The organism is Pseudoalteromonas sp. P1-11, from assembly GCF_001399995.1.
Lineage (GTDB): Bacteria > Pseudomonadota > Gammaproteobacteria > Enterobacterales > Alteromonadaceae > Pseudoalteromonas > Pseudoalteromonas atlantica.
The window spans coordinates 55981-78507 of the sequence record NZ_LJSP01000011.1 but is presented as its reverse complement, the minus strand read 5'-3'; the positions used below and the strand labels follow the sequence as shown (position 1 = coordinate 78507).

Below are 22527 nucleotides of genomic sequence, written 5' to 3'. Positions count from 1 at the left end.
CCACCACTATGAGCGTTTCTTGCTTTCATTGCCTTGAAAGTGTGCCAGATGGATTTCGCGCAACCGTAACAATAGATAACACGCCACAGCCTATGTGCTGTATTGGCTGCCAAGCGGTTGCGCAAAACATTGTTGACCAAGGCATGACCGACTATTACAAATACCGCACCGTACGCGCTGGTAAAGTAGAGCAGTTAGTCCCTGAGCAACTCGCGTTTATTAAAAGCTACGACAACGAAGACATACAAGATGAGTTTATAGCCACAACCGATAACTTATCCCAAGTACTTTTAAGTGTTGAAGGCATTACCTGCGCCGCGTGTGCATGGCTTATCGAAAAGCAATTACTTAGCTTAAAAACGGTAAAGCGCGTTGATGTTAATACCTCAACTAACCGTGCCATGATCCAATGGGATAAAACCCAAACCCCGCTGAGCGAAATTATTACTTCCTTAGCCAAAATTGGCTATAAAGCTTACCCGTTTCAAGCCGATGACGAAGCCCAACAAAAACAACAAACAGCAAAAGCCTATATACGCCGCTTAGGTGTTGCAGGGCTGATGACCATGCAAGTAATGATGTTTGCCTTTGCCATGTACTTTGGCATGTTCTCGGGTATGGATAATAACTTTGAGCAATACTTTAGGTGGATAAGCCTAGTGCTTGCCTCCCCCGTTATTTTATACAGCGCATTACCCTTTTTAACTAATGCTATTAATGGCTTAAAAGCAAAACAGTTAAATATGGACTTACCCGTTTCGCTGGCTATTTTTGGTGCGTATAGCGCCAGCTGTTATGCCACATTTATGCAAGTAGGCGAAGTGTATTTTGAATCGGTATGTATGTTTACCTTTTTATTATTATTAGGTAAATACCTTGAGTTTAGAGCCCGATTAAAAGCCAGCGAGTTTACCGCCAACTTACAAAAGCTGCTACCTTTAACCGCCCGCACCCTTGATGATAATGGCCAAGAGCATATTATTGCAGCTAAAAAACTTAAGCTTAATGATGTTGTACTCATAAAAGCTGGCGAAACTATTCCCGCTGACGGAGAGCTTATCAAGGGGCAAACAAGCGTTGATGAGTCGATGATGACCGGTGAGCATCAGCCCGTTAATAAGTTTATTGGCCACAATGTGTATGCCGGGTGTGTTAATCATGATGGCGTAATAGAAATAAAAATAAATAAAATTGGCCAAAACACCCTACTAAACCAAATTATACACTTACAACACACTGCGCTTACCAAGCGCCCTAAACTGGTAGAAATTACCGATAAAGTTGCCCAGTGGTTTATTGCCTGCTTGCTAGTTTTTGCCTCTATAACGGCCATTGGCTGGTACCAAATTGACCCAGAGCACGCGTTTTGGATCACTATTTCTGTATTGGTTGCCACTTGCCCTTGCGCGCTTAGCCTTGCTATACCTACCGCATTAACATGCGCTGTAGCCACGCTCACCCGAAAAGGGGTGTTAATTAAACAAGCACATGTGCTCGAAACCCTCTCGCAATTAACACTGTTTGCCTTTGATAAAACAGGCACCCTCACACAAGGTAAATTTAGCTTAGATGCCATTGATATACTCGATGACACAATCTCTAAAGAGCAAGCGCTTAATATTGCAGCCCAGTTAGAGCGTTATTCTGAGCACCCCATAGCCAGCGCATTTAATAAATACGCCACCACCGAACTTGCCCTTACAAACATTACTGTACACCCAGGTATGGGCATTAGTGCACAAAGCACAGATGATCATTACGCTATTGGTAAAAGCGGCTGGTTTGACAGTAAAAAAACAAATGCCCAAGCAAGCCTATTTATAAATAAACGCGTAGTTGCTCGTTTTTACTTTATAGATAAAGTAAAACCCGGTGCCAGTGAGCTTATAAGTACCTTACAAGCACAAAACTTGAGCTGTCATATGCTCACAGGCGATGCATCAGATGCTGGGCAAAAAATAGCAAAACAATTAAAGCTCAACAGCAGCCAAAGCGCCCTGTCGCCTAAAGATAAACAAACTGCCGTAGAGCAATGGTCATCTCAAAACGAAGTGGTTGCCATGGTAGGCGATGGCATTAACGACAGCCCAGTATTTGCCAGTGCCCATTTATCCATTGCAATGGAAACCGGTGCCGACATTTCTAAAAACAGTGCCGATGTAGTGCTGTTAAACAGTGATTTAGCCTCAATTGCGCACTTACTCAATGTTGCTAAGCAAACTAGACGAATCATTAAGCAAAACCTGGCGCTGTCTTTGTTGTATAATGCCTCTATTTTACCGCTTGCAGCGCTTGGGCTTGTTGCACCGTGGATGGCCGTTATTGGTATGTCTGCCAGCTCAATTATTGTGATTAGTAATTCACTAAGGCTTTTAAAGTTATGAGCATAATTTATATTTTAATCCCGATTGCCATATTATTTGTGATTATTGCCATTGGCGTGTTTTTTTGGGCCGTTAAAAGCGAGCAATTCTCTGATTTAAACAAACAAGGTCATAGTATTTTGTTTGAAGATGATAAAGAACAACACAACAAAAGTAATGATTGACCCACTTTACACCAGCGCCTTTTTAATGGGCTTAATTGGTAGCGGACATTGCCTTGCCATGTGCGGTGGTATTGCCAGCTCATTGCAATTGGCCAGTAACAAACGCCAATCTGTTATTTATTCATTTGCTTATAACCTTGGCCGAGCCTGTAGCTACATGCTGGCTGGCGCACTCGTTGCGGGTATAAGTAGCCAATTTGCAAAGCAAAATACGTTTTTTTCTGTAACCCTTTCATTCATTGCGGCTATTTTTATGCTGCTGGTAGGCGTGTATATAATGCGCTTAGGCCCCACTCTGCAATGGCTTGAAAAAATAGGCAAAACACTTATTTGGCAGCATATAGTTAAGCTTAATAAATATTTAATGCCAGTAGATTCAACGGCTAAAGCATTGGGTTACGGTGCTTTGTGGGGGTGGCTACCCTGTGGTTTGGTTTATTCAGCGCTCACATGGGCAATGACCAGCCCTAGTGCATTTGATGGTGCCCTAGTGATGCTTTGCTTTGCGCTTGGCACCTTTCCGGCCATGATCACCTTAGGCCTGGCCGCCCAAAAGCTTAATAGTGTTATTAACCACCCATGGACGCGAATTGTGTTAGGCAGTATTATAATTTGGTATGGTATGTACCTGTTGATCATTGCCATCGACAAACTAGTACATTAATCGTCAGCTGTATTAAGCCACTCGGTTTATTTTCACTGCTGTGTATAAAAATTAAAACGGATTAAATTATGGATTTCTCTCAAAGTCGCGCTAAAAGTAATTGTGCAATTAGCTGTAATAACTGCAGCATCAGCCAATTGTGTTTGCCGTTTTCGTTAAATGGCCAAGAAATGGATAAACTTGACGAAATCATTGAACGCAAAAAGCCCCTGCACAAAGGCGACTACTTGTTTGAATCCGGTGCTGCGCTTAATGCAATTTATGCAGTACGCTCAGGCTCATTTAAATCTTATACATTGTCTGAGCAAGGTGATGAGCAAATTACCGGTTTTCACTTAGCCGGCGATTTAGTCGGCTTTGATGCTATCAGCAAAATGGCTCATCAGAGCTTTTCGCAAGCACTAGAAACATCAATGGTATGCGAAATCCCGTTTGATACACTCGATGAGTTAGCAGGTAAATTACCCAAACTTCGCCAACAAATTATGCGTTTAATGAGTAGCGAAATTACCTACGATCAAGAAATGCTGCTACTTCTTAATAAAAAATCGGCAGAAGAGCGCCTAGCGAGCTTTATTTATAACCTTTCGGAGCGCTTTGGCGAGCGCGGATTTTCGCGTAAAGAGTTTAGATTTACCATGACTCGTGGTGAAATAGGTAACTACTTAGGCCTAACCGTTGAGACCATCAGCCGCTTATTAAGTCGTTTTCAAAAAGCCGATTTAATAAAGGTAGAAGGTAAATTTATTACTATTTTAGACAGTGACGCACTCGCCAAAACGGCAGCAATAATTAAGCCTTGCTAAGCTAATAGGTGTTGTAACTTTGATTTAGAACAACAATTTGTGTGCTACCCCTTTAACTGCTGTGTATTTACGTTACACTGAAAGTAAGTTAAAAAGGGAGTAGCATATGAACACTATTAAACGTATTTTAGCCGTTATTGATCCCACTAAGGATGACCATCACGGTTTAGCTCGCTCGATTGATTTAGCCAAAAAGTCAGGCGCCAGTATTACCGCCTTTATGACTGTTTACGACTTTTCTTACGAAATGACCACCATGTTGTCGTTTGAAGAGCGCGAAGCAATGCGAAAAGCCGTTATAAACGATAGAGAATTATGGCTTAAGGATATAATTTCTTCCTACCCAGATGTAAATATCACCACCCAGGTGGTCTGGCATAACCGCCCTTTTGAAGCCATTATTAATACCGTTATTGAACAAGAATACGATTTAGTTGTTAAAAGTACCCATCAGCATGGTGCGCTAAAATCGGTTATTTTTACCCCTACCGACTGGCACTTAGTACGTAAATGCCCCACACCTGTGTTATTTGTAAAAGAAATGGCTTGGCCTGAGCAAGGTAATATTTTAGCCGCGGTCAATGCGGTTAGTGAAAACGATGAGCATGTAGCCCTTAATAAACGCATTATTAAAGATGCACAATTTTTATGTGAACTTGCCAACGCTAAACTTAACTTAGTTAATGCCTACCCTGCTACACCCATTAATATTGCCATAGAGATACCAGAATTTAACCCAGGCCTTTATAACGAATCTGTAAAAAAACACCACATAGAATCTACCAACGAGCTTGCTAAAACCTTTAGTTTAACTAATGAGCAATGCTTTATAGAAGAAGGCCTACCGGAGGATGTGATCCCCGATGTAGCAAATCGCTTAAATAGCGAACTGGTGGTGATTGGCACCGTAGGGCGTACGGGGCTAAGTGCCGCATTGGTTGGCAACACTGCCGAGCACGTAATTGATAGCCTAGATTGCGATGTCTTGGCATTAAAACCTGATGGCTATGTAAGCCCGCTTGCCTAAAGTTAAACAAAGCCTTAACTAGCGCTTTAATACCCATAGTACTTGGGTATATAATACGCCCCTTTATTTTCAGCAAATAATTTGCCGCATTGTTTTATAAGGGGGCGTAGTGTCTCACTCAGCTCAAGCCAAAGCTCAATACAACTTAAATAAGCTACAAAAGCGTTTACGCCGTCTTACTGGCCAAGCCGTCATGGACTTTAACATGATAGAAGAAGGCGACCGTATAATGGTATGCCTATCGGGTGGTAAAGACAGTTACACCATGCTTGATATGCTTAAACATTTAAAGCGTGTGGCGCCTATTAAATTTGATTTATTTGTTGTTAATCTCGATCAAAAACAACCTGGGTTTCCTGAGCACGTTTTACCTGAGTACCTTGATAAACAAGATATTGAATACAAAATTGTAGAAGAAGACACCTACAGCATTGTTACCGATATCATTCCTGAGGGTAAAACCACGTGTTCGCTTTGCTCACGCCTACGTCGTGGTATTTTGTACCGTACAGCCAAAGAAATGGGCGCAACTAAAATTGCCCTTGGCCATCACCGCGATGACATGATCGAAACACTCTTTTTAAACATGTTTTACGGCGGTAAACTTAAAAGCATGCCGGCTAAATTAATGAGCGATAACGGCGAGCATATGGTTATCCGTCCGCTCGCTTATTGTAAAGAAGCCGATATAAGTAAATTCGCATTTAGCCAAGGCTACCCTATTATTCCGTGTAACTTATGTGGCTCACAAGAAAACCTGCAACGTAAACACACTAAAAGCATGCTAGCGCAGTGGAATAAAGACCACCCTGGGCGTATTGAGAGTATTTTTACTGCAATGCAAAATGTGGTGCCTTCGCATTTAGCCGATACAGAACTATTTGACTTTGAAAACCTAAAAACCGGCGACGTTATTGATGGCGGCGATATAGCACTCGATAAACCAGATATACCTAACGCGCCTGTAAGCGATGAAGATGAAAACCAACAGCAACAAGCTGATGTGGTTACTATTAACCTAAGCTAAGCTAACGGTTTTAAAAATATAGTTAAGGGGCTACTCGCCCCTTTTTTTATACTCATTAATCCTGCTAAGCGCCTTTATCAGCTAACCCTTTTAAAAACTCTAAACTCATTCGCTCTTGCTCGTTTGCTTGATAAGGCAACTGTTGCAAACTATCGTAGGCAAAATCTGTAATTTCAAACTCAGTAATCTCACTGCTACCAAAACTATTACGCTCACCTGGGCTTGGCGACATGCGCTCTATCACAAAGTCACTTAAACGCATGTTAACCACCCCTTGTGGTAATACCGACCAATGCGCCTTTAAATCCACCGTTTGACTGCCTTGTGAAAGTTTCTTTTTAGTCACCAAATGTGCAAGTGGGGTCGTATCACTGTATAAATTAGCTCTAATTCTATATAAGCCACTTTTAAGCACTTTTAAATGAGCTGTGGCTATCATGTTTTCGTTTTGTGCATAGGCATTATCAAAATCAATAAGCGTCGCACTGGGTGGCATATACTGAATTTGTGCTACTGCAGGTACCTTTTTACCTGCAACATTTGCCTCTACAAATAGCTGTAAATTTCGCGGGTAGTCTTCACGGGCTTTAAATTTAACCGTAGCTTCACCCTGCTGAGCTGTGGTGGTTTTTGAACTGATTGACGCTTTAGTATCAGTATTGCTTAGCGCTACATTTACCTCTGCTAGGTTTTGCGCAGCAATATTAATGGTTATTTCTTGCGGATATACAAACCGATATTTATCTAAACTAACAACGAGGGCATTACCCGCATCGTCAATGGGGCTTGTAACTGGGTAAAACTGATTGGGCTTTAAACGGTCTTCATCAAGTGCGCTTAAAGGCTGCGAATAAGGCGGGTATTTTAGTGCGCTTTGGTATTGCATTGCCACATGCTCAGCGGCACTGGCCAAGTGCTGATCATAATGTATTTTGGGAGGGCTTTTTGCCTGTTTTTGTTTTGGCACATCAATGGTTATTACGGTGTTTTTATCTGGGCTTGCTGGATCTGTCTTGTTTTTTATTGCCAGCGCAGCGGGAGGCTCAAGCGTTTTAACTTCATTTTTATTTGTAAACCACAGTAAAAACATCGCAATACTGACTACAGCGGCACCAATGTAAAACTTTTTCATGTTGCATCAATCCTTTAAAAGCGTGCAGCAAATAACTACACGCTCTAGCGTTTAATACCTAACGCGTTTATAAAATTTAGGTACTTAATTAAGGGATCACGTTATAAATAAGTGCCGAGGCACTTTGTGTGTTTGAATCCTTAATATAGCGGTAGTGTTTTTTCCAAAACCAAGTACCCGTTGTTTTATCAAATGTGTTAAAGCCAACATTTTGACCATCTACATTTATATTGTTCATGGCAATTGTGACATTTCCTTTGCGCTGCGCATTATGGATCTCGTTGTGGCTGTAACTGTCGCTCATCATCATTGGATAATGGTGCGGCATAAAGCTATTAACGGCATCGCCTTGTGATTTTAACTGGCCATTAGTATCAATAGTGCTACTACAACTACCAAACGATTTAGCTGCGCTTGCTCCACACGATGAATGCGATGCCACCACCGAATCATCATTCCCTTTTAAAAACCCGCCCGTTAAACCTAGGTACTCATTACCATCGGCTACAAAACGTAAACGCGGCGTACGCGCATCTGGAAACGGCGAAATTTTGCGTGCGTTATTTACTTTTAAATCGTGTAATACGCCCACCGCTTCTGCCACATCGCTGCCTAACCACCATTTGAGTGCTGCATCCACTGCAAAGTTCCATGCTGCGCCAGTTAAAGCACTTACAGCAATATCGGCAAGCTCGCTGCCGCCCCCTGCTCCCGCTAAATCAAAGGTCGCCACAATATTAAGTGGTGTAAGCCCTGCATTTTCAAGCCAATTAGCTTGGTTATCAATAATATGGCGAGCAACTAAATCGCCTGTTGAATGCGTTACTAGCACACAGCCATCAGCACATAAGTTAGAACGCGATATTTGCTTTAATTTAGGCCATACCCAATCGGTCGCAATTTTACCTTCAATGCGCTCATAGGCAGGCCAATCAATACGTTCATCAGCACGGTTATTCCAATAGGTTTGCCAATAGGTTTCACCGTCGTTAATTACATCGCTGCCCGACTTATTGGTTATTTGCGATACCTGCAAGCCGTGGATCAGTATAATTTTGTGCTCTTTACTCAGTGCAGAAAAGCTCATTAAAAACGCAGCGCTGGCAAAAAGTAGATATTTAAGTGTGTGTGTTCGTTTAGAGTTGTTCATATAAATCCTTAATGTGTTCAGTGTTTTATTTTTATGCCTATGTACTTAAGGTATTCATTTACACATGTGCAGGCGCACATGCATTGACCAGTATTAGGAACAACGCTCAAAAATGCAACAATTTATTATCATTTAAATTCTGCTAAACCTATATTGACTGTATATTCAATTACTTAAATTTAAATAATTGCAATATTTAGTATTATTTACACATACCTAGTAACTAGGCAGTACTAAAGCAAAAAAAACCTAACGCATAAAAATACGTTAGGTTTTTTAGTAATTAGTTAAACCTATAAATATAAACAGGTATTAGTATTTTAAGCGCTCATACAATCCTGAGGCTCTTGATACACTTTTGCTCATGGCCAATTGCAGTACTTTTTTATCGGCCACCAGCTCAAAGGTGTTTTTAGCACGTGTTATGCCTGTGTACACCAGCTGCCTATTTACGCCCATACTGGCGTGTTTAAGCGGCGGTAAAACCATAGCAGTATAACTAAACTCCGAGCCCTGCGATTTATGTATGGTCATTACATACACTTTATCGTGAGCAGGCAGGCGCGCAGGTGAAAACGCCCGAACCGTGTTTTGCTCATCAATAAATAATGCTTTTAACTGCCCGCTTTCATCAGGCATTAAAATACCAATATCCCCATTAAACAACTTAAGTTGATAATCGTTTTGGCTCACCATAATGGGCATACCACTGTAATGGCGCTGGTTTGGGCTTACCGATATTAATCCTTGCTGCACAAGTGCGCGCTCAATGCGGCTGTTTAAGCTATTTACGCCGTAATCACCCTCACGAACGGCCGCTAATAATTGATATTGAGAAAACGCCGCGTGAACATCTGCAACACTTGCCCCTTGTGCAATTAAATTTAAATAATGAGCGTAATGCTTAGCAGCACTGTTTATTAATTTTTCTATGGGTTTTGCAACAAAGTCATAATCTAAAATAACATCGTTAAATTGGCCTTGTGTGCTTTGTTGCTCTACGTATTTTAAAATACCGTTATGGTTAGTATTAACCGCCAGTGCAAGCTGGCCAATGCCACTTTGTGCATCAAATCGGTAGCTGTGTTGTAAAAACGCAATGCAATCGGCTAGTTTAAATTCGCTATGTCCAGGCGACGCTAATTTAGCCTCTCCTTTAAAACATAAAGCATTAAGCTCATCACATCGTGCTTGCGAGTAATTAGGCGTTTCACCCAATGCTAACCCTTGGCATAAATCACTCATTACACTGCCGGTATCTACCGAGGCAAGTTGGTCTTTATCGCCAAGCAATATTAAACGCGCATGCACAGGCAGTGCTTCTATTAATTTAGCCATGAGCGATAAATCAACCATGCTGGCTTCATCAATAATAAGTACATCTAAATGCAGCGGGTTGGTGCTGTTATGCTTAAATTTATTAGTAAAGGGTTTAACCCCTAAAAGCCGGTGAATAGTTTGCGCGCTATCGGGAATTAAGGCCTTTATATCCTCAGGAATATTTTTAAGTTGCTCTTTTGCCCCTAAAATTGATTCACTTAAACGGGCTGCGGCTTTACCTGTAGGCGCCACCAGTTTAATGCTTAAAGGTGCACTTTTATAAAGCGACTGTAAAATAGCTAATAGCTTAGTCACGGTGGTGGTTTTACCAGTTCCTGGCCCGCCCGTAATAACGCTAAAGCCTTTTGTTGCGGCAATAGCGCAGGCTACTTTTTGCCAATCAATCGCAAGCGCTGAATTATCAACAAAGTAGTCATTTAATAATTGGCTGAGTAACTGGGTATTTATATTTAAATGGCGCTCACTCATCGCAAGTAAACGTGTAGCTAAGGTGTGCTCATAATCAGCTAGGCGCGCAAAATAAAGCCGTTCGTTAAATAACTGTAAGGGTTTGGCCTCGCCCACACTGTTATGGGCACTTAAACAGCTAAGCGCATCGAGGTAATTAAAGGCTTCGTTAAAAGGCGATGTAATATTTGGTACATTGCCCTCGGTTTTAGTAAAGTCGCTTTGGCGTAAATTAAACGGGTTTTGCCAGTCGACTTCTTTTAATGTTAAACAGCTATGCTGGCTTTGCTGTGCTAAACACAGCAATAACACTATATAAAACACGTCGTTTTGCTGGTTATCGCACAGCATTAAGGCAAGCTTTACATCTACCATTCTTATACGTTTTTCATCTAATAAGTAGTCAAGCAGCTCCACCGTATTTAACGGTTGGGCAGGTGCTGGCGGCTCATCAAACAAGCTTTGCTGCATAGGGTAGTCACTCATAACATGGCTCCTTGGCTAAATAAGCCATCTAATATAGTGATTTGCTCTGCGCTAAGCTTATTAAAATACACCCCTTTGCCCGCCGGCATGGCGCGTAAAAACGTATAATAAACCCCGCCTAAATGGGTTTCTATTGCATAATCACTGATGCGTTGTTTGAGTAATCGGTGCAGCGCAACGCTATAAATTAAATACTGTAAATGATACTGATGGCTATTCATGGCTTGCTCTAGCAGGTCGCTTTCATAGTCAGCGGGCGTATTGCCTAAGTAATTAGACTTATAATCTAAAATATAATACTTACCTTGATAGCAAAAAATTAAATCTATAAATCCCTTTAACAGGCCTTTTACATGAGAAAACGCGAGCTTGCTTTGGGTAAAACCAAAATACTTAACCAGTATTTCATTTAATTTTGGCGCGCTCAAACTATCTAAAGGTAAATTAAATTCCATTTCGACTAGGCAATCTGTCGGGGCTAATTGACTTAAGCTTAATCCTTCATTGTTTAAGGGGCAGGTTAACGAATCAAGCACCCATTGCTCGGTCACGTGTTGCCAGCTTTCGCTAATATGGTATTTATCCAGCGCATGTTTTACTACCTCTGCTAAATTTTGCTCTGGATTTGTAGGGTGTACTTGCGCACTGGTAAAGTCTATTTGTTCAAAAATTTCATGCAAACAGCTTCCAGGCTTCGCCCCCTTGGGAAAACTGTAAGGCGATGGTATTTCATCTTGGCTGTTAGCAAATTCATCTTTTTCATGATCTTCATCGCTGCGCCCAGGCTCAATATGATCGGTGTGCTTTTTAAAGCTCAGCGCGCTAAAGCTGGTTGCTCGCCAATCTCGCTCTATGTTGGCTGTAACCGTATTAACTCTTAACGCTTGGCTTTGCTGCACTGCGCTATTAAGTGTTAATTGGCCTTGTTCGGCCAATTGCTCAGCCGTAAATTGCTGATAATGCATTTCGGTGTTAGCGTCGCAAAATTCACTTAAGTGGGTGCGCCACGTTTGGCTACTTGTAAGCTCAAGCCCTGCAAATAACACATGCCCTAATGCACTACTTTGTATAGCCAAGCGACTACTTTGCCCCTGCCCTATGTTATACACCCCAAGTGCACAAAAATGTACCGCACGGGTAAGGGCAACATAAAGTAAGCGTAAGTCTTCAGCTAAGCGTTCTTGCTCGGCTTGTGCTAAGGCGTCTTCGTTTTTACTTAAATCGTAAACTAGCTGGCCGTTTTGATGATAAAGCGCTTCTTTAGTTTCGCGATAGCCACTGGCAAAAGGCATAAATACCAGCGGATACTCGAGCCCTTTTGAGGCATGCATAGTCACAATTTTAACTAAGTTGGCGTCACTCTCTAGGCGTACTTGCACGGTTTCGCCATCTTGCTGGCTAACCTTTTGTGCAAACCAACGCAGCAAGCGCAAAGTGCCTTCTAGCTCTATTTGCTTTTGCTGCAGTATTTCACCTAAGTGTCTAAAGTCGGTTAACCAGCGCTCAACGTTATAGCCAAGCCCTTGCCACTTAGCGCTCAGCTGATTATGACTTAACAAACGCTCAAGCATCGCCATTGCGCCTTGCTTGTTCCAAATATGGCTAAGTTGAGCAAAAAAGTTTAAGTGCTCTTGCCACTTATTTTCATCATCAGCAAGGGCGTAAATTTCGTTGTAGCTTAAACAAAATAACGGCCCAGCTAATACGCCGCGCAGTAATGACTCGTTGTATTGGCCATGCAATGCCGTTAAAAAGTTAAGTAAATGGTGGCTAAGCTCTTGGCTAAAAACACTGTCGCGCGATAAATACACGCTAGCAATATTGGCATTGCTCAGTGCTTTTTTCATTATTTGCGCTTCTACACGGTCGCGCACCAATATACAAATATCGGCAGCGGTCACCTTATGCTTACCAATGCACGCTCGCCCTTGCTCGGCTTGCTCAAGCAATGTCACTATTTTATTGGCAAAATAGCTGGCCAAATGCCCTTGCCCAACGCCTTTGCTGGTGGGTTTGTTTTTTTCATCTGCAGCTTCATCTACAAATACATTAAATTCAAACGCGGTGACAGGTTTGCCATCTATTGTAAATGTTTCATCGGCTTTTTTGCCTTTTGCTGCTACTGCGTTAAACGGTATGGCATCGTTATAAATAAAGCTATTGGCATGTTTAGAAAACAAACTGTTCACACTGCTTACTATATCGGTGCTTGAGCGAAAATTGGTACCTAAAGTAAATTGCTGCTCAGGCTCTACCGACTCTTTTGCGCCAATATAGGTAAAAATATCAGCGCCCCTAAAGCCATAAATAGCCTGTTTTGGGTCGCCTATCATGGCAAGCGTCGTTTTTTCTTGGCCGTATATTTTGCTAAAAATTCCGTACTGAATCGGATCGGTATCTTGAAACTCATCAATCATGGCAACAGGAAATAGCTGCGCTATTTTTTGCGATAAAGCCTCGCCCTGCTCGGCATTTAAAGCACTGTGTAAATTAGTCAGTAAATCATCTGGGGTGATCACACTTTGCTCTTGCTTGCGTTTTACAATTGCCTGTTTAACCCACCGAGCTGCGGTTTGTACAACGGCAATTTTAAGACCCTGATTAATTTTAGTATTAAGTGCACTAAGCTCATCAAACAGGCTAAGCAGAGGGTGGCTAAATAATGGCTGATTTTTTTTATAATTACTGGCATCACTTAAGTTTTCGCTGCTCCACACCTCAAACGAGTATTTATTGGTGCCAAATTCAAAAAATAACTCATCACCTAAACAAAATCCTTCAAGGGCCGTTAAACTGCCTTTTCGCCCAGGTGTTTTAGAGCCACTTAAACCCGAGCCCTTTATTGCAGCTATAAACTCTTGCTCCAGCACTGCTTTTTTAAAAGTGGGTACTTTAGCAATGTACTCATCGCGAGCTTTAAATACGTCATCTAAGTTTATTTGCGGCACTATGTTCGCATTCGCTTTATTTAGCACACTACTAACTTGGCTAAATAGCGATTCAGGGGCTGCAAACACCTCTAAAATAGCATCAGTGCGTTCTTTATTAAGTGGGTATACAAAGGCGCGCCAAAAATCCTTAATCGTGTCGAGCAGTATGTCGCGCTCATCTAAAATAAATTCAAGATTAAAGGCAACGCCTGATTCAAACGCATGCTGCTTTAACATGCGTTGGCAAAAACCATGAATGGTAAATATAGCGGCTTCGTCCATAGATTTAGCGGCGGCATCGAGTAAATCAAAGGCGCGGTGTTTATCATCTACTGCGGCTATTACACCTTCTATTAATTCATCATTTGGGTTTTGGCCAAGTAATGCATCGCGCGCAGCAATAATACGGCTGCGTACGCGGTCTTTAATTTCTTGCGTAGCGGCATCGGTAAAGGTAACCACAAGTATTTGCTCAACGCTTAACGGGGTGTTTATCTCCCCTGGTATTTGCAAGCCTAATAAATAACGTAAATAAAGCCCGGTAATGGTGTAGGTTTTACCTGTACCCGCACTGGCTTCTATTAAACTTTGCCCTTTTAATGGCATTGTTAGCGGATTAAGCGCTTGCATGGTCACTCTCCTTTGCATGTGCATGTAATGGGGAGAGTAATTTTTCGCTCCACTTAATAAATTCTTCTTGGCAGTCATTGAGCGATTGCACCGTTAAACGAATATACGGGTTTTCGCCTTCGCCGCGCCCTATGTATTGTGGGTTAAACTTGCTAATGGCTTTACCAATATCGCCACCACTTTTAACGTATTCATAGCCACTTACCGGATAAAATGCCACAGGCTCTTTGCGCAAGGCTTGGTATAACGAAAACCAATCACTGAGTAAGGCATCGGCCTCATTTTTACTCAGCGGTGCAAAGCTAATTTGCTTATCAAGCCCCAGTAAAAGGGTTTCAACATTTTGTTCCATACTTTGTGCAACAAGATGATATATAAAGCCTTTAATTAAATCTTTGGCCTTTATACTGGCACTTCGGTAAAACACTTGTTTTTGAAGGTAAATATGATTAAGCCAGCCCTCAATGGTGGTATTTTCTATACGCAAAGACACCTCAAGCGGGTCGGTTTTGCCGCTTTTAATATGCTCTTTTACTTGCCCAGCTAGTGCATCTACTCGGTGCGCCATACTCTCATACACTAAATTGCCCACATTGGCTTGTGGCAGCTCCCCCCGTTGCAATATTTGCTCTGTACTTAAAGGTTGCTCATTAATGTTGGCTTGCAGTATTTCGTCTAAATAAAAGTAGCGGCGCAGCGCATCTAGGCTAAAAGGCTCTTCATCTTTTGCTACTTCGTTAAATTCAGGTAGGCGTAAACCTAATGTTTGCTGGTAAAAGCTCTCTTGTGCGTTGCACACACTGCGAATAAATACATCAAGCTCTAATTGCGCGGGCGCGGTTACATCAATGGCTGTTAGCGGCTGCGCGTCTATACGCTCGCTTGGTAGCCAAATAGGATTAAAACTGTGATTACTCAGCTTAGCCTCAGCTTCAGTGTCTGCTGTGTAATACGCACGATTAAAAGGCTGTAAGTGCTGCTGATTAATTAAACACTCAGGCAGCGTTTTTTCGCTGTTATTTGCTAACGTAAAGCTGCGGCCTATGTACTCTAAAAGCTCGCTTACTAAGGTCGAGGGCATACGCGGTTGATTGTCAAAACACGAGCGGCCAATGTAACTTATGTATAAATTTTCGCGGGCACTCAGGAGGGCTTCTAAAAATAAGTAGCGGTCATCTAATTTACGTGAACGGTCACCTTTTTGTTTTTTAGAATACGGCACTAAGTCAAACCCTATAGGCTGCACCGTACGTGGATAATCGGCATCGTTTAAGCCAAGCATACACACCACTTTAAACGGCACAGCGCGCATAGGCATTAGTGTACAAAAGTTAACTTGCCCCACTAAAAATCGCTGCCCTACCCCTTTTTCTTGAATGCCTTGTTTTATCAGGTAGCTTACAATTCGTTGCGATACATGTTTATCGTAATCGCCATTATCGTGGTGCTTTTTAAGCTCCTCTAAAACATTTTGCAGTACCAGTAAATCCCAGCTGTCTTCGCCCTCATTGTAATAAATAGCATTTATTAGCTCAGATAAAATATCCGCTTTATTACTAAGAGTATCATCAGGGGTTAGCTCATCTTTAAAGCGCTGCAGTACATCAATAAAATGCACCAATTTATTAAGGGTATCAAGCGCCATGCCCTCTACTTCATCGGCACTATAAATGCCGTTAAACGGGCATTGCTCATCGCGCTGGGCTATGCCTAGCAGTAAACGGTTTAAACCATGCTGCCAGGTATTTAAATCTATTGCGGGTAAATCAAAGCTACTTTTGTGCTCAGCATTTATACCCCATTTAACCCCTACACGCTCAAGCCAATATTGAATTTGTTCGTACTCGTGCGCCTCTAGCGCAAATTTTTCGGCAATTTGTGTTACTTGCAATAAATCAAGAATATCCGAGACACCAAAACGCGAAAACGGCAAATTGGCTAAGCTGGCAAACGAGCTCAGCACCGGTTTTTCTTGCTCTATGGCTAAATCGGCCAATGCATAAGGAATAAAGCGACTGGTGTTTTGCGCGCCGCCAAACACCGCTTCAATATACGGGCTGTACGTACCTACATCAGGCATCATTACAATAATGTCTTTAGGAGTGAGCGACGGGTTTTGATTAAACAAAGTAAGTAAATAGTCGTGCAAGCGCTCAACTTCTCTAAGCGGTGTGTGGCAATCACTTAAGGTAATACTGGTGTCGGTGTCGCTAATGGGCAGTTTTCCCTCATCATTTATAAACCACTGCTTATTATCGGTAAGCGACTCACCTTTAAATGCCAGTTGGTAAATCTCGCTTTGAATTTGACCCAGTAAACTATCGTCAAACGCATCTATAAAGCCATCAATCCAACGCGCATCAAGTTGTACGAGTTGCTCAAAGTAGTCGCGCCCTAGTTTTCCCCATGACGATAAAAGCGGGTTACCTATAAAGTAGTACTCTTCATCAGGGTTAGTTTGTTTTTTTTGCTGCGCTTCTAAAAGCGGCATTTTGGCGTATTTGGCATTTATTTTGGCTGCTGTTTTTTCATCAACCACATCGCCCCAATAATGCTCGCTAGGATTAAAAAAGAATAAAAACACCTCTGTTTTTTTGCTCAGCGCTTCAAACACCTCAAGCTGCGAGCTCGCAATCGCCGATATACCAAATAAACTAATGCGCTTAGGTAGTAAGCTATTATCCATATTCTCAAGGGCGGCGAGTAGCTGCCCTTGCATATTGGCACGATGAAATTGGCTTTGCCCAAGCGCTTTACTGTGCGCCACCAGCTTTCGCCATAAATCGCTTTGCCACGGGGCAATGCTTACATCAACATCGTCAAGTTCGTCTTTGCCGCTATCCCAAGTGGCAATCCAATGCGGGCGGTACATTAAATATTGGTCGTACACATCGGCAATTTTTTCACACAGGGCAAAGGTTTTTTGCCCGTCTAGGTCGCCCTCTAAATAGGTTTTTAAGGGCAAATAAAGCGGTTCATCAATACAGCTGGGCAGTATTGCAAATAATTTCCAAGCAAGGTTAGGCTTATTAAATGCCGACTCTTTAGGTACATTGGGCAGTAACTGCTGATATAACTGCCATATAAAGCTCGATGGCAGCGGAAAATCAACCTGCGCGGCTAACCCTAGGTTTTCGCTTAAACCAATTTTAAGCCACTGTGACATACCCGGCGACTGCACTAATACCACTTCTTTATCGAATGGGCTTTGCAACGGGTTTACTTTTAATAGCTGATTAAACTGAGCCTGCAGCGCTTCCATACGGTTTGATTGAATAATATTGAGCATACAACTGGAGTCCTTACTTGAAGTAAAACCAGTTTAAGATATTTTCATTTATAGGGGTAGCGCAATCAGCAAATTGGCACTAATAAATCAGCGAGTTAGCAGGGAGTTTAAACGCACAGCGTTAATTTTAATCACTGTGCGTTTTATTTGTCAGGTCATTTTATTTATAAGGGCTAATGCTTGATAAGCTAAATGCGCTTTGCATAATCACTTTACCATCTATCCCTTTAAGCTTAAGTGAGATGGCTGGATCTGCTTGTTGCCAATCTATGCTTAAATCGCCGTAATTTACATTATGGGTAAAATTACCTACACGGTGTTTATTTGGGCTTACGTCTTTCCACTTTTCAGTGAGGCCTGAGCTGGTCATTTCTATTAAAGGGTAATCAAGGTTTTGTTGATACTTTGATATTTCGCCCCAGTGAGTATCGCCACTGATGATAATAACCCCATTAACTTGATGTTTTTTAATTAACGCAAATAAACGATTACGATCCTCTGGGAAATTAGCCCACGACTCCCACCCTGTAAAATCGGGTAATAACTGCAAGCTTGAGGCAATTAGCTTTATAGCCGCAGGCTTTTTAAGCTCTTGCTCAAGCCATTGCCACTGCGCCTCACCTAGCATAGACGCGCCTTTCACCTCTGTTGGGCTATACGGGCCTTGGTTATTAAGCTTACGCTTAGTGTAATATTCAAGCTCGCTTACGTGGTTAAGTGCATCACGGTTCCAGCGTAAATCGGGCATTATTACGTGTACGGTTTGCTCATCCTCACCATACATATACGACGTGTAAATGCCGTCCGTGCGGGTGCGTCTGGGTGAGCTTTTAGGCTCACCCCAAAAATCGAGCATAATTTGGCGAGACTGCTCTTTATGTGGGTAGTCTTTACCAATATCGTTTTGACCAAAGTCGTGATCGTCCCACATCGCAATGATTGGCGTATTCGCTTTTAGTGTTTTAAAGCCTGGTTTTGCACCTAATTTTTGGTATTTATTAGCAAGTACCGTCATATCGTTGGTGTCGCCGTAAATATTGTCACCTAAAAATATAAATAAATCGCCCTGCTCTTTATTAATGGTGTCAAATATTGGGATGTCTTTATCTTGATGCCCACACGAGCCAAATAAAATTTTTGAAGGGGCTGCCATAGTATTTGCGCTAAACGCTAACCCTAATGCTAATACGGCGTGTGTAATAGGTTTTACTAACTGCTTCATTTTAAAATCTCACTTATTGGCGATGCCATGTTTGAATTTAGGTGTTTAGGGTTTATACCCAATGTGCTTAAAACAGTGGCTGCAACCTGCGCTTGTTTAAGCTCATTTTGTGTTTTAATTAAGCCGTGCCCTTTTATTGCAGGGCCAATGGCAGCAAGCCAAATATGCTCAGAGCCGACAATGCCCTCAGGAAATTTATTACCTGCTAAATGCAGCTCAGCCAACGCACGTTTAGAGCTATGATGTTGCCAGTCACTTGCACTGCCCCCGCGGCCGTGGTCGGTGGTAACAATAAGCGTTGTATTGTTTTTATAGCCCAGTGTAGTTTGAATTGTGTTCCATAAGTCTTTTAAAAACGCATCGCTTTGCCTTGCAGATTTTAAATATTGGTCGTAATGGCCATCGTGAGCAAAGTCATCGGTTTCACCTAAGCTAATAACTAATAAGCGCGGCGTTTTTGCCAGCATATACGCTTTAGCAAATCGGTAAGTAAAACTGTCCAAGCGTACGTTTTCCCATGGGCTTGGAATTTCATTTTGCAATGCATTTAAAAGCTTAGCATCAGCAAATAAATCGTTTTCTATGGGCTTAAAACCCGCATTCACATACACGTTACTACGCTGTGTATTCACAATGTAAGGAAATACATCCCAACTCCCAAACAAAGCGGTTTTACCTTTAAAGTCTGCACGCTCATCTAGGCGCTCTAAAATGGTTTTATTCGCGTTTAATACTTTATTGTTACTATTAATTTTTTCATCTACTTCGCCGGTGAGAATTTCGTTATACCCAGGGTATGAAAAATACCAAGGGTTGCTCACCGACATATTAGAGCCTTTTGCTCTATCACCTACAATTACGCCCTTTTTAGCCACATGTTGAGTTAAAAATGGCATGAGTAATTGCTGGCGCTTATTGGCGGTAGGCGCCCAAAATTGCTTATTTAATTGCGTTGGGTTTTTAACAAAATCGGCATTATTAATGAGGTTTTTATCTGCCCCGCTAAACACCTCTTGCCAGCGCACACCATCAAGGGTTACTAGCACTACATTTTGCGCTGCGCTTGCGGTATTGCTGATTAATACAATGATGCTAAATATCGTGGCTTTTATAATTGAGTTCATAATTACTGTGTACCTAATTACTGTGTACATTTAACAAAAAGCCCATCAAAGATGGGCTTTTAATTATTTACTGTACATTATGGCTATTAAAACGTAGCCGATAACGTCAGTGCTGCTGTACGTGGCGCACCAATAAAGTAAGTGCTTCCATTACCCGTACCACCCGCTAAATAGCTTTTATCGGTAACGTTATAAACAACAAAGGCAACATCAATAGCTTTAAATGGTCCTGCGTTTATATCGGTTGCGTAACCTGCGTTTAAATCAACCACGGTATAGCCATCAACTTCGCCACGCTCACCGGTGTATTTAGCCGATAAACCAAAGCGGAAATCACCGCTAAAGTAATCGGTCGATAGCACAAATAAGTCATCTACTGAGTCTATTACTTTTTCACCGGCTTCAAACCCGGGTGCATCGCCTTTGTACTCTGAGTCATTATTCGTGTACGAGCTATATACACTCCATTGTGGGCTTAGCATGTAACTTGCCGACAGCTCTAAACCTTGCGACTCAATACCCCCTACATTTAAGTAAGAGCCATTTGTACCTATGGTGTAATCAATACCGCCGGTGTCACTACCTGGGGCAATGAACGTAATACGGTTATCAAATTCAATTGAATACGCTGTTGCGGTCAGGTTTAGCGCATTATTTTGATAGCGCACACCTAAATCGATGTTTTCAGCGGTTTCAGCTTCAATGGCTGATAAATCAGAGCTGTCGCGCTCAAGCACACCGTCTTTAATAGCTGCAAAGTTTTCGCTGTAGCTGGTAAATAGCTCGGTTGAGTTATTTAGCTGATACAAAATACCGCCACTAAATAGCACATCAGAGTCGCTATTAACTTTAGCGGTTGTGGCATTTTGATAATGGTCGTACTTTTCAATATCAACAAGGTACTTTTTAACACCTACGTTAAGCGTGAAATCGCCAAGGGCCATTGAATCCTGCGCGTACCATTTAAGGGTGTCGGTCTCAAAGGTGTTTTTATACTGGGTCCAGTATGGCGTGCTATCAAAGTGGTGGTAAATGCTGGCATTAATTACTTTGTGCCAATCGCGAGACTCGTCACGGTCGCTTTGCTCATACCAAAAACCGGCTTCTATGTCGTGCATGCCAAACGTAGCTTGGTAGTTGGCAGTAACCCCTAAGCGGTCTTTTTTGTAATGCGTATGACGATACGACATTACAGGTATTGCCGTATCATCGTAACATGCAGGGTTTAAACCAGGGCCCGACTCCCACGGCCAGCTTAAACTTGCCGTACAACCTTCGTTTGGTGCCAGTGCGTTACCTGCGCTATCTACAAAACCGTAAGAGCCTGCGTTAGTGCCGCCCTCTGTAGTTGGGTTGCCGTTTTCATCTACTGGAGTTGTTAAATACGGTGGGATCCAATCGCCACGGCCCGAGTTTTTATGATAATAAGGGCTCACTGTAATAAGCGATGTTGGCGAAAGCGCATATTCAAACTTTAAATACGCTAACGTATTTTCACGCAGTGTACCCCAGCCCTCAGCAAACATTTGGTCGTAATGTGGAACGCCTGTCCAGTTCCACGTTAGCTGATCCCACTCTGGCGTTTGTTCAAATTGCGCAAGACTTACACTGTTGTAGTTAGTCTCGCTTACATCATCGTAAGATAAACGCCCTGTAATTGTTAAATCAGCAAGCGTTGTTACAAATTTAAGCTCTGCGTGTTGATTATCTTTTCCGCCATTGCTACCCGAGCCAATCCAGCGGCTAGTATCAGTTTGCGAGTAACTTACATACGCTTGTGTATTATCAAATAAAGTACCCGTTTCGTGCTTAACGTAAAAGCGGGTCGCATCGTGACTACCCGAGGTGTAAGCAAAAGTGGTGCTGCTATCAAGGCTTGGCGCTTTACTTACAAAGTTAAATGTACCGCCTAGTGCCTCAAGCGATGCCGATTTAATATCTGAGGTGCCTTGGCCTACTTCTACAGTGGCTAAATTTTCAGTGTCTAGGTAACGGTTTGCTTTAGCGCCACCACCATAGTTTGAGCCACCGTTAGGAATACCATCAACGGTCATCCCTAATTGCTGCTGGTTCGAGTCAATACTAAAACCACGCATAGTAATTGTGGTAGACCAGTCATCGCCACCAAATGCATCGCCTTCGTTTATGCTAATTCCAGGTAAGTTATCGATAACCGATAACACACTCGAAACCGTTGTTTGTTGATCAAGCATTGCAGGCTCAATCACATTATTTGCGTAACTGGTTGGTTTTGCAGTAACGGTTATTTCTTCTATTTCGTTGTCATTTGCATAAGCTGACGTTGATACAGCCATAGCAATTGCCATGCTCAAAATCGATTTATTAGTTAAAGCGTACATTGTGATCCCGTTTGGTTTTAATTATCTAAAGTAATTATGAAAGCGGGCACAGTATGATTTCGAATTATGACAACAAAAATGAAGTTTATTTACAGGGGTGTTAAAAAAATGTGGGGTTTTTATGGCTTTGTTATGTCATTTGTAAGTCAGCCTAAGCACAAAAACCTAGGCTGAATTATATATAAATACTAGGGCGTGTTGATCTTTGCGGATTGAAATTTGTTCAATCTAGGGGTGATTAAATCGCGGCACGAGGTTTGTAACCTAGTGGGCTAAGTAAAAACCGAGTAACAAAGAGTTTATCGCCCCTAGGCAGAACCCGAAGGGCAGCGCATGTTTGGCAT

At 42.1% G+C, this 22527-nt stretch carries 14 protein-coding genes; 6 read left to right on the top strand and 8 right to left on the bottom strand.

Annotated features, from left to right (window positions below; genetic code table 11):
• Positions 1 to 8 precede the first annotated feature (8 nt).
• From AN390_RS15955 to ttcA, 6 genes are all read left to right on the top strand, one after another.
• Positions 9 to 2384: a heavy metal translocating P-type ATPase gene (locus AN390_RS15955; RefSeq protein ID WP_055255345.1), complete on the top strand. Its 2376-nt coding sequence runs from the start codon at positions 9 to 11 to the stop codon at positions 2382 to 2384.
• Positions 2381 to 2548, top strand: coding sequence for a cbb3-type cytochrome oxidase assembly protein CcoS (ccoS, locus tag AN390_RS15950; RefSeq protein ID WP_002963071.1), 168 nt, complete (start codon positions 2381 to 2383; stop codon positions 2546 to 2548). Before AN390_RS15955 ends, ccoS begins: the two co-directional genes overlap by 4 nt.
• A complete protein-coding gene (locus tag AN390_RS15945) occupies positions 2541 to 3212 on the top strand; it encodes a sulfite exporter TauE/SafE family protein (protein ID WP_055255344.1) in 672 nt (223 codons plus the stop codon). The genes ccoS and AN390_RS15945 overlap by 8 nt, the downstream gene beginning before the upstream one ends.
• 68 nt (positions 3213 to 3280) lie before the next feature.
• Positions 3281 to 4018, top strand: coding sequence for an FNR family transcription factor (locus AN390_RS15940; RefSeq protein WP_024032585.1), 738 nt, complete (start codon positions 3281 to 3283; stop codon positions 4016 to 4018).
• 106 nt (positions 4019 to 4124) lie between these two features.
• A complete protein-coding gene (gene uspE, locus AN390_RS15935) occupies positions 4125 to 5045 on the top strand; it encodes a universal stress protein UspE (protein ID WP_055255343.1) in 921 nt (306 codons plus the stop codon).
• Between the two features lie 109 nt (positions 5046 to 5154).
• On the top strand, positions 5155 to 6072 hold the full coding sequence (gene ttcA / locus AN390_RS15930; protein ID WP_055255342.1) for a tRNA 2-thiocytidine(32) synthetase TtcA: 918 nt from the start codon (positions 5155 to 5157) through the stop codon (positions 6070 to 6072).
• A 64-nt stretch (positions 6073 to 6136) separates the two neighbouring features.
• Here ttcA and AN390_RS15925 read toward each other — a convergent pair whose 3' ends face one another.
• From AN390_RS15925 to AN390_RS15890, 8 genes are all read right to left on the bottom strand, one after another.
• Positions 6137 to 7204 carry a hypothetical protein gene (locus AN390_RS15925; RefSeq protein WP_055255341.1) on the bottom strand — a complete coding sequence of 356 codons (1068 nt, stop codon included), beginning with the start codon at positions 7202 to 7204 and terminating at the stop codon, positions 6137 to 6139.
• A gap of 88 nt (positions 7205 to 7292) precedes the next feature.
• Positions 7293 to 8354: a hypothetical protein gene (locus AN390_RS15920; protein WP_055255340.1), complete on the bottom strand. Its 1062-nt coding sequence runs from the start codon at positions 8352 to 8354 to the stop codon at positions 7293 to 7295.
• 312 nt (positions 8355 to 8666) lie between these two features.
• Positions 8667 to 10628 (bottom strand): exodeoxyribonuclease V subunit alpha, encoded by a 1962-nt coding sequence (gene recD, locus AN390_RS15915; RefSeq protein ID WP_055255339.1) that lies wholly within the window; start codon positions 10626 to 10628, stop codon positions 8667 to 8669.
• Entirely contained in the window at positions 10625 to 14188 is a 3564-nt protein-coding gene (gene recB, locus AN390_RS15910; protein WP_055255338.1) for an exodeoxyribonuclease V subunit beta, read from the bottom strand. The genes recD and recB overlap by 4 nt, the downstream gene beginning before the upstream one ends.
• Positions 14175 to 17477, bottom strand: a complete 3303-nt coding sequence (gene recC / locus AN390_RS15905; protein WP_055255337.1) for an exodeoxyribonuclease V subunit gamma — start codon at positions 17475 to 17477, stop codon at positions 14175 to 14177. Before recC ends, recB begins: the two co-directional genes overlap by 14 nt.
• A gap of 160 nt (positions 17478 to 17637) precedes the next feature.
• Complete coding sequence (locus AN390_RS15900; protein WP_055255336.1) at positions 17638 to 18699, bottom strand: alkaline phosphatase D family protein; 1062 nt, start codon at positions 18697 to 18699, stop codon at positions 17638 to 17640.
• Positions 18696 to 19823 (bottom strand): alkaline phosphatase family protein, encoded by a 1128-nt coding sequence (locus AN390_RS15895; protein ID WP_055255335.1) that lies wholly within the window; start codon positions 19821 to 19823, stop codon positions 18696 to 18698. Before AN390_RS15895 ends, AN390_RS15900 begins: the two co-directional genes overlap by 4 nt.
• Positions 19824 to 19909: 86 nt before the next feature.
• Entirely contained in the window at positions 19910 to 22183 is a 2274-nt protein-coding gene (locus tag AN390_RS15890) for a TonB-dependent receptor domain-containing protein (protein ID WP_055255334.1), read from the bottom strand.
• Between the last annotated feature and the right edge of the window lie 344 nt (positions 22184 to 22527).

What these genes read in the sequence shown, in the direction of transcription:
- AN390_RS15955 (WP_055255345.1), top strand. Translation starts at nt 9, where the DNA reads ATGAGCGTTTCTTGCTTTCATTGCCTTGAAAGTGTGCCAGATGGATTT.
- AN390_RS15895 (WP_055255335.1), bottom strand. Translation starts at nt 19,823, where the DNA reads ATGAACTCAATTATAAAAGCCACGATATTTAGCATCATTGTATTAATC.
- AN390_RS15900 (WP_055255336.1), bottom strand. Translation starts at nt 18,699, where the DNA reads ATGAAGCAGTTAGTAAAACCTATTACACACGCCGTATTAGCATTAGGG.
- AN390_RS15940 (WP_024032585.1), top strand. Translation starts at nt 3,281, where the DNA reads ATGGATTTCTCTCAAAGTCGCGCTAAAAGTAATTGTGCAATTAGCTGT.
- uspE (WP_055255343.1), top strand. Translation starts at nt 4,125, where the DNA reads ATGAACACTATTAAACGTATTTTAGCCGTTATTGATCCCACTAAGGAT.
- ccoS (WP_002963071.1), top strand. Translation starts at nt 2,381, where the DNA reads ATGAGCATAATTTATATTTTAATCCCGATTGCCATATTATTTGTGATT.
- AN390_RS15890 (WP_055255334.1), bottom strand. Translation starts at nt 22,183, where the DNA reads ATGTACGCTTTAACTAATAAATCGATTTTGAGCATGGCAATTGCTATG.
- recB (WP_055255338.1), bottom strand. Translation starts at nt 14,188, where the DNA reads ATGCAAGCGCTTAATCCGCTAACAATGCCATTAAAAGGGCAAAGTTTA.
- AN390_RS15945 (WP_055255344.1), top strand. Translation starts at nt 2,541, where the DNA reads ATGATTGACCCACTTTACACCAGCGCCTTTTTAATGGGCTTAATTGGT.
- recD (WP_055255339.1), bottom strand. Translation starts at nt 10,628, where the DNA reads ATGAGTGACTACCCTATGCAGCAAAGCTTGTTTGATGAGCCGCCAGCA.
- recC (WP_055255337.1), bottom strand. Translation starts at nt 17,477, where the DNA reads ATGCTCAATATTATTCAATCAAACCGTATGGAAGCGCTGCAGGCTCAG.
- AN390_RS15925 (WP_055255341.1), bottom strand. Translation starts at nt 7,204, where the DNA reads ATGAAAAAGTTTTACATTGGTGCCGCTGTAGTCAGTATTGCGATGTTT.
- AN390_RS15920 (WP_055255340.1), bottom strand. Translation starts at nt 8,354, where the DNA reads ATGAACAACTCTAAACGAACACACACACTTAAATATCTACTTTTTGCC.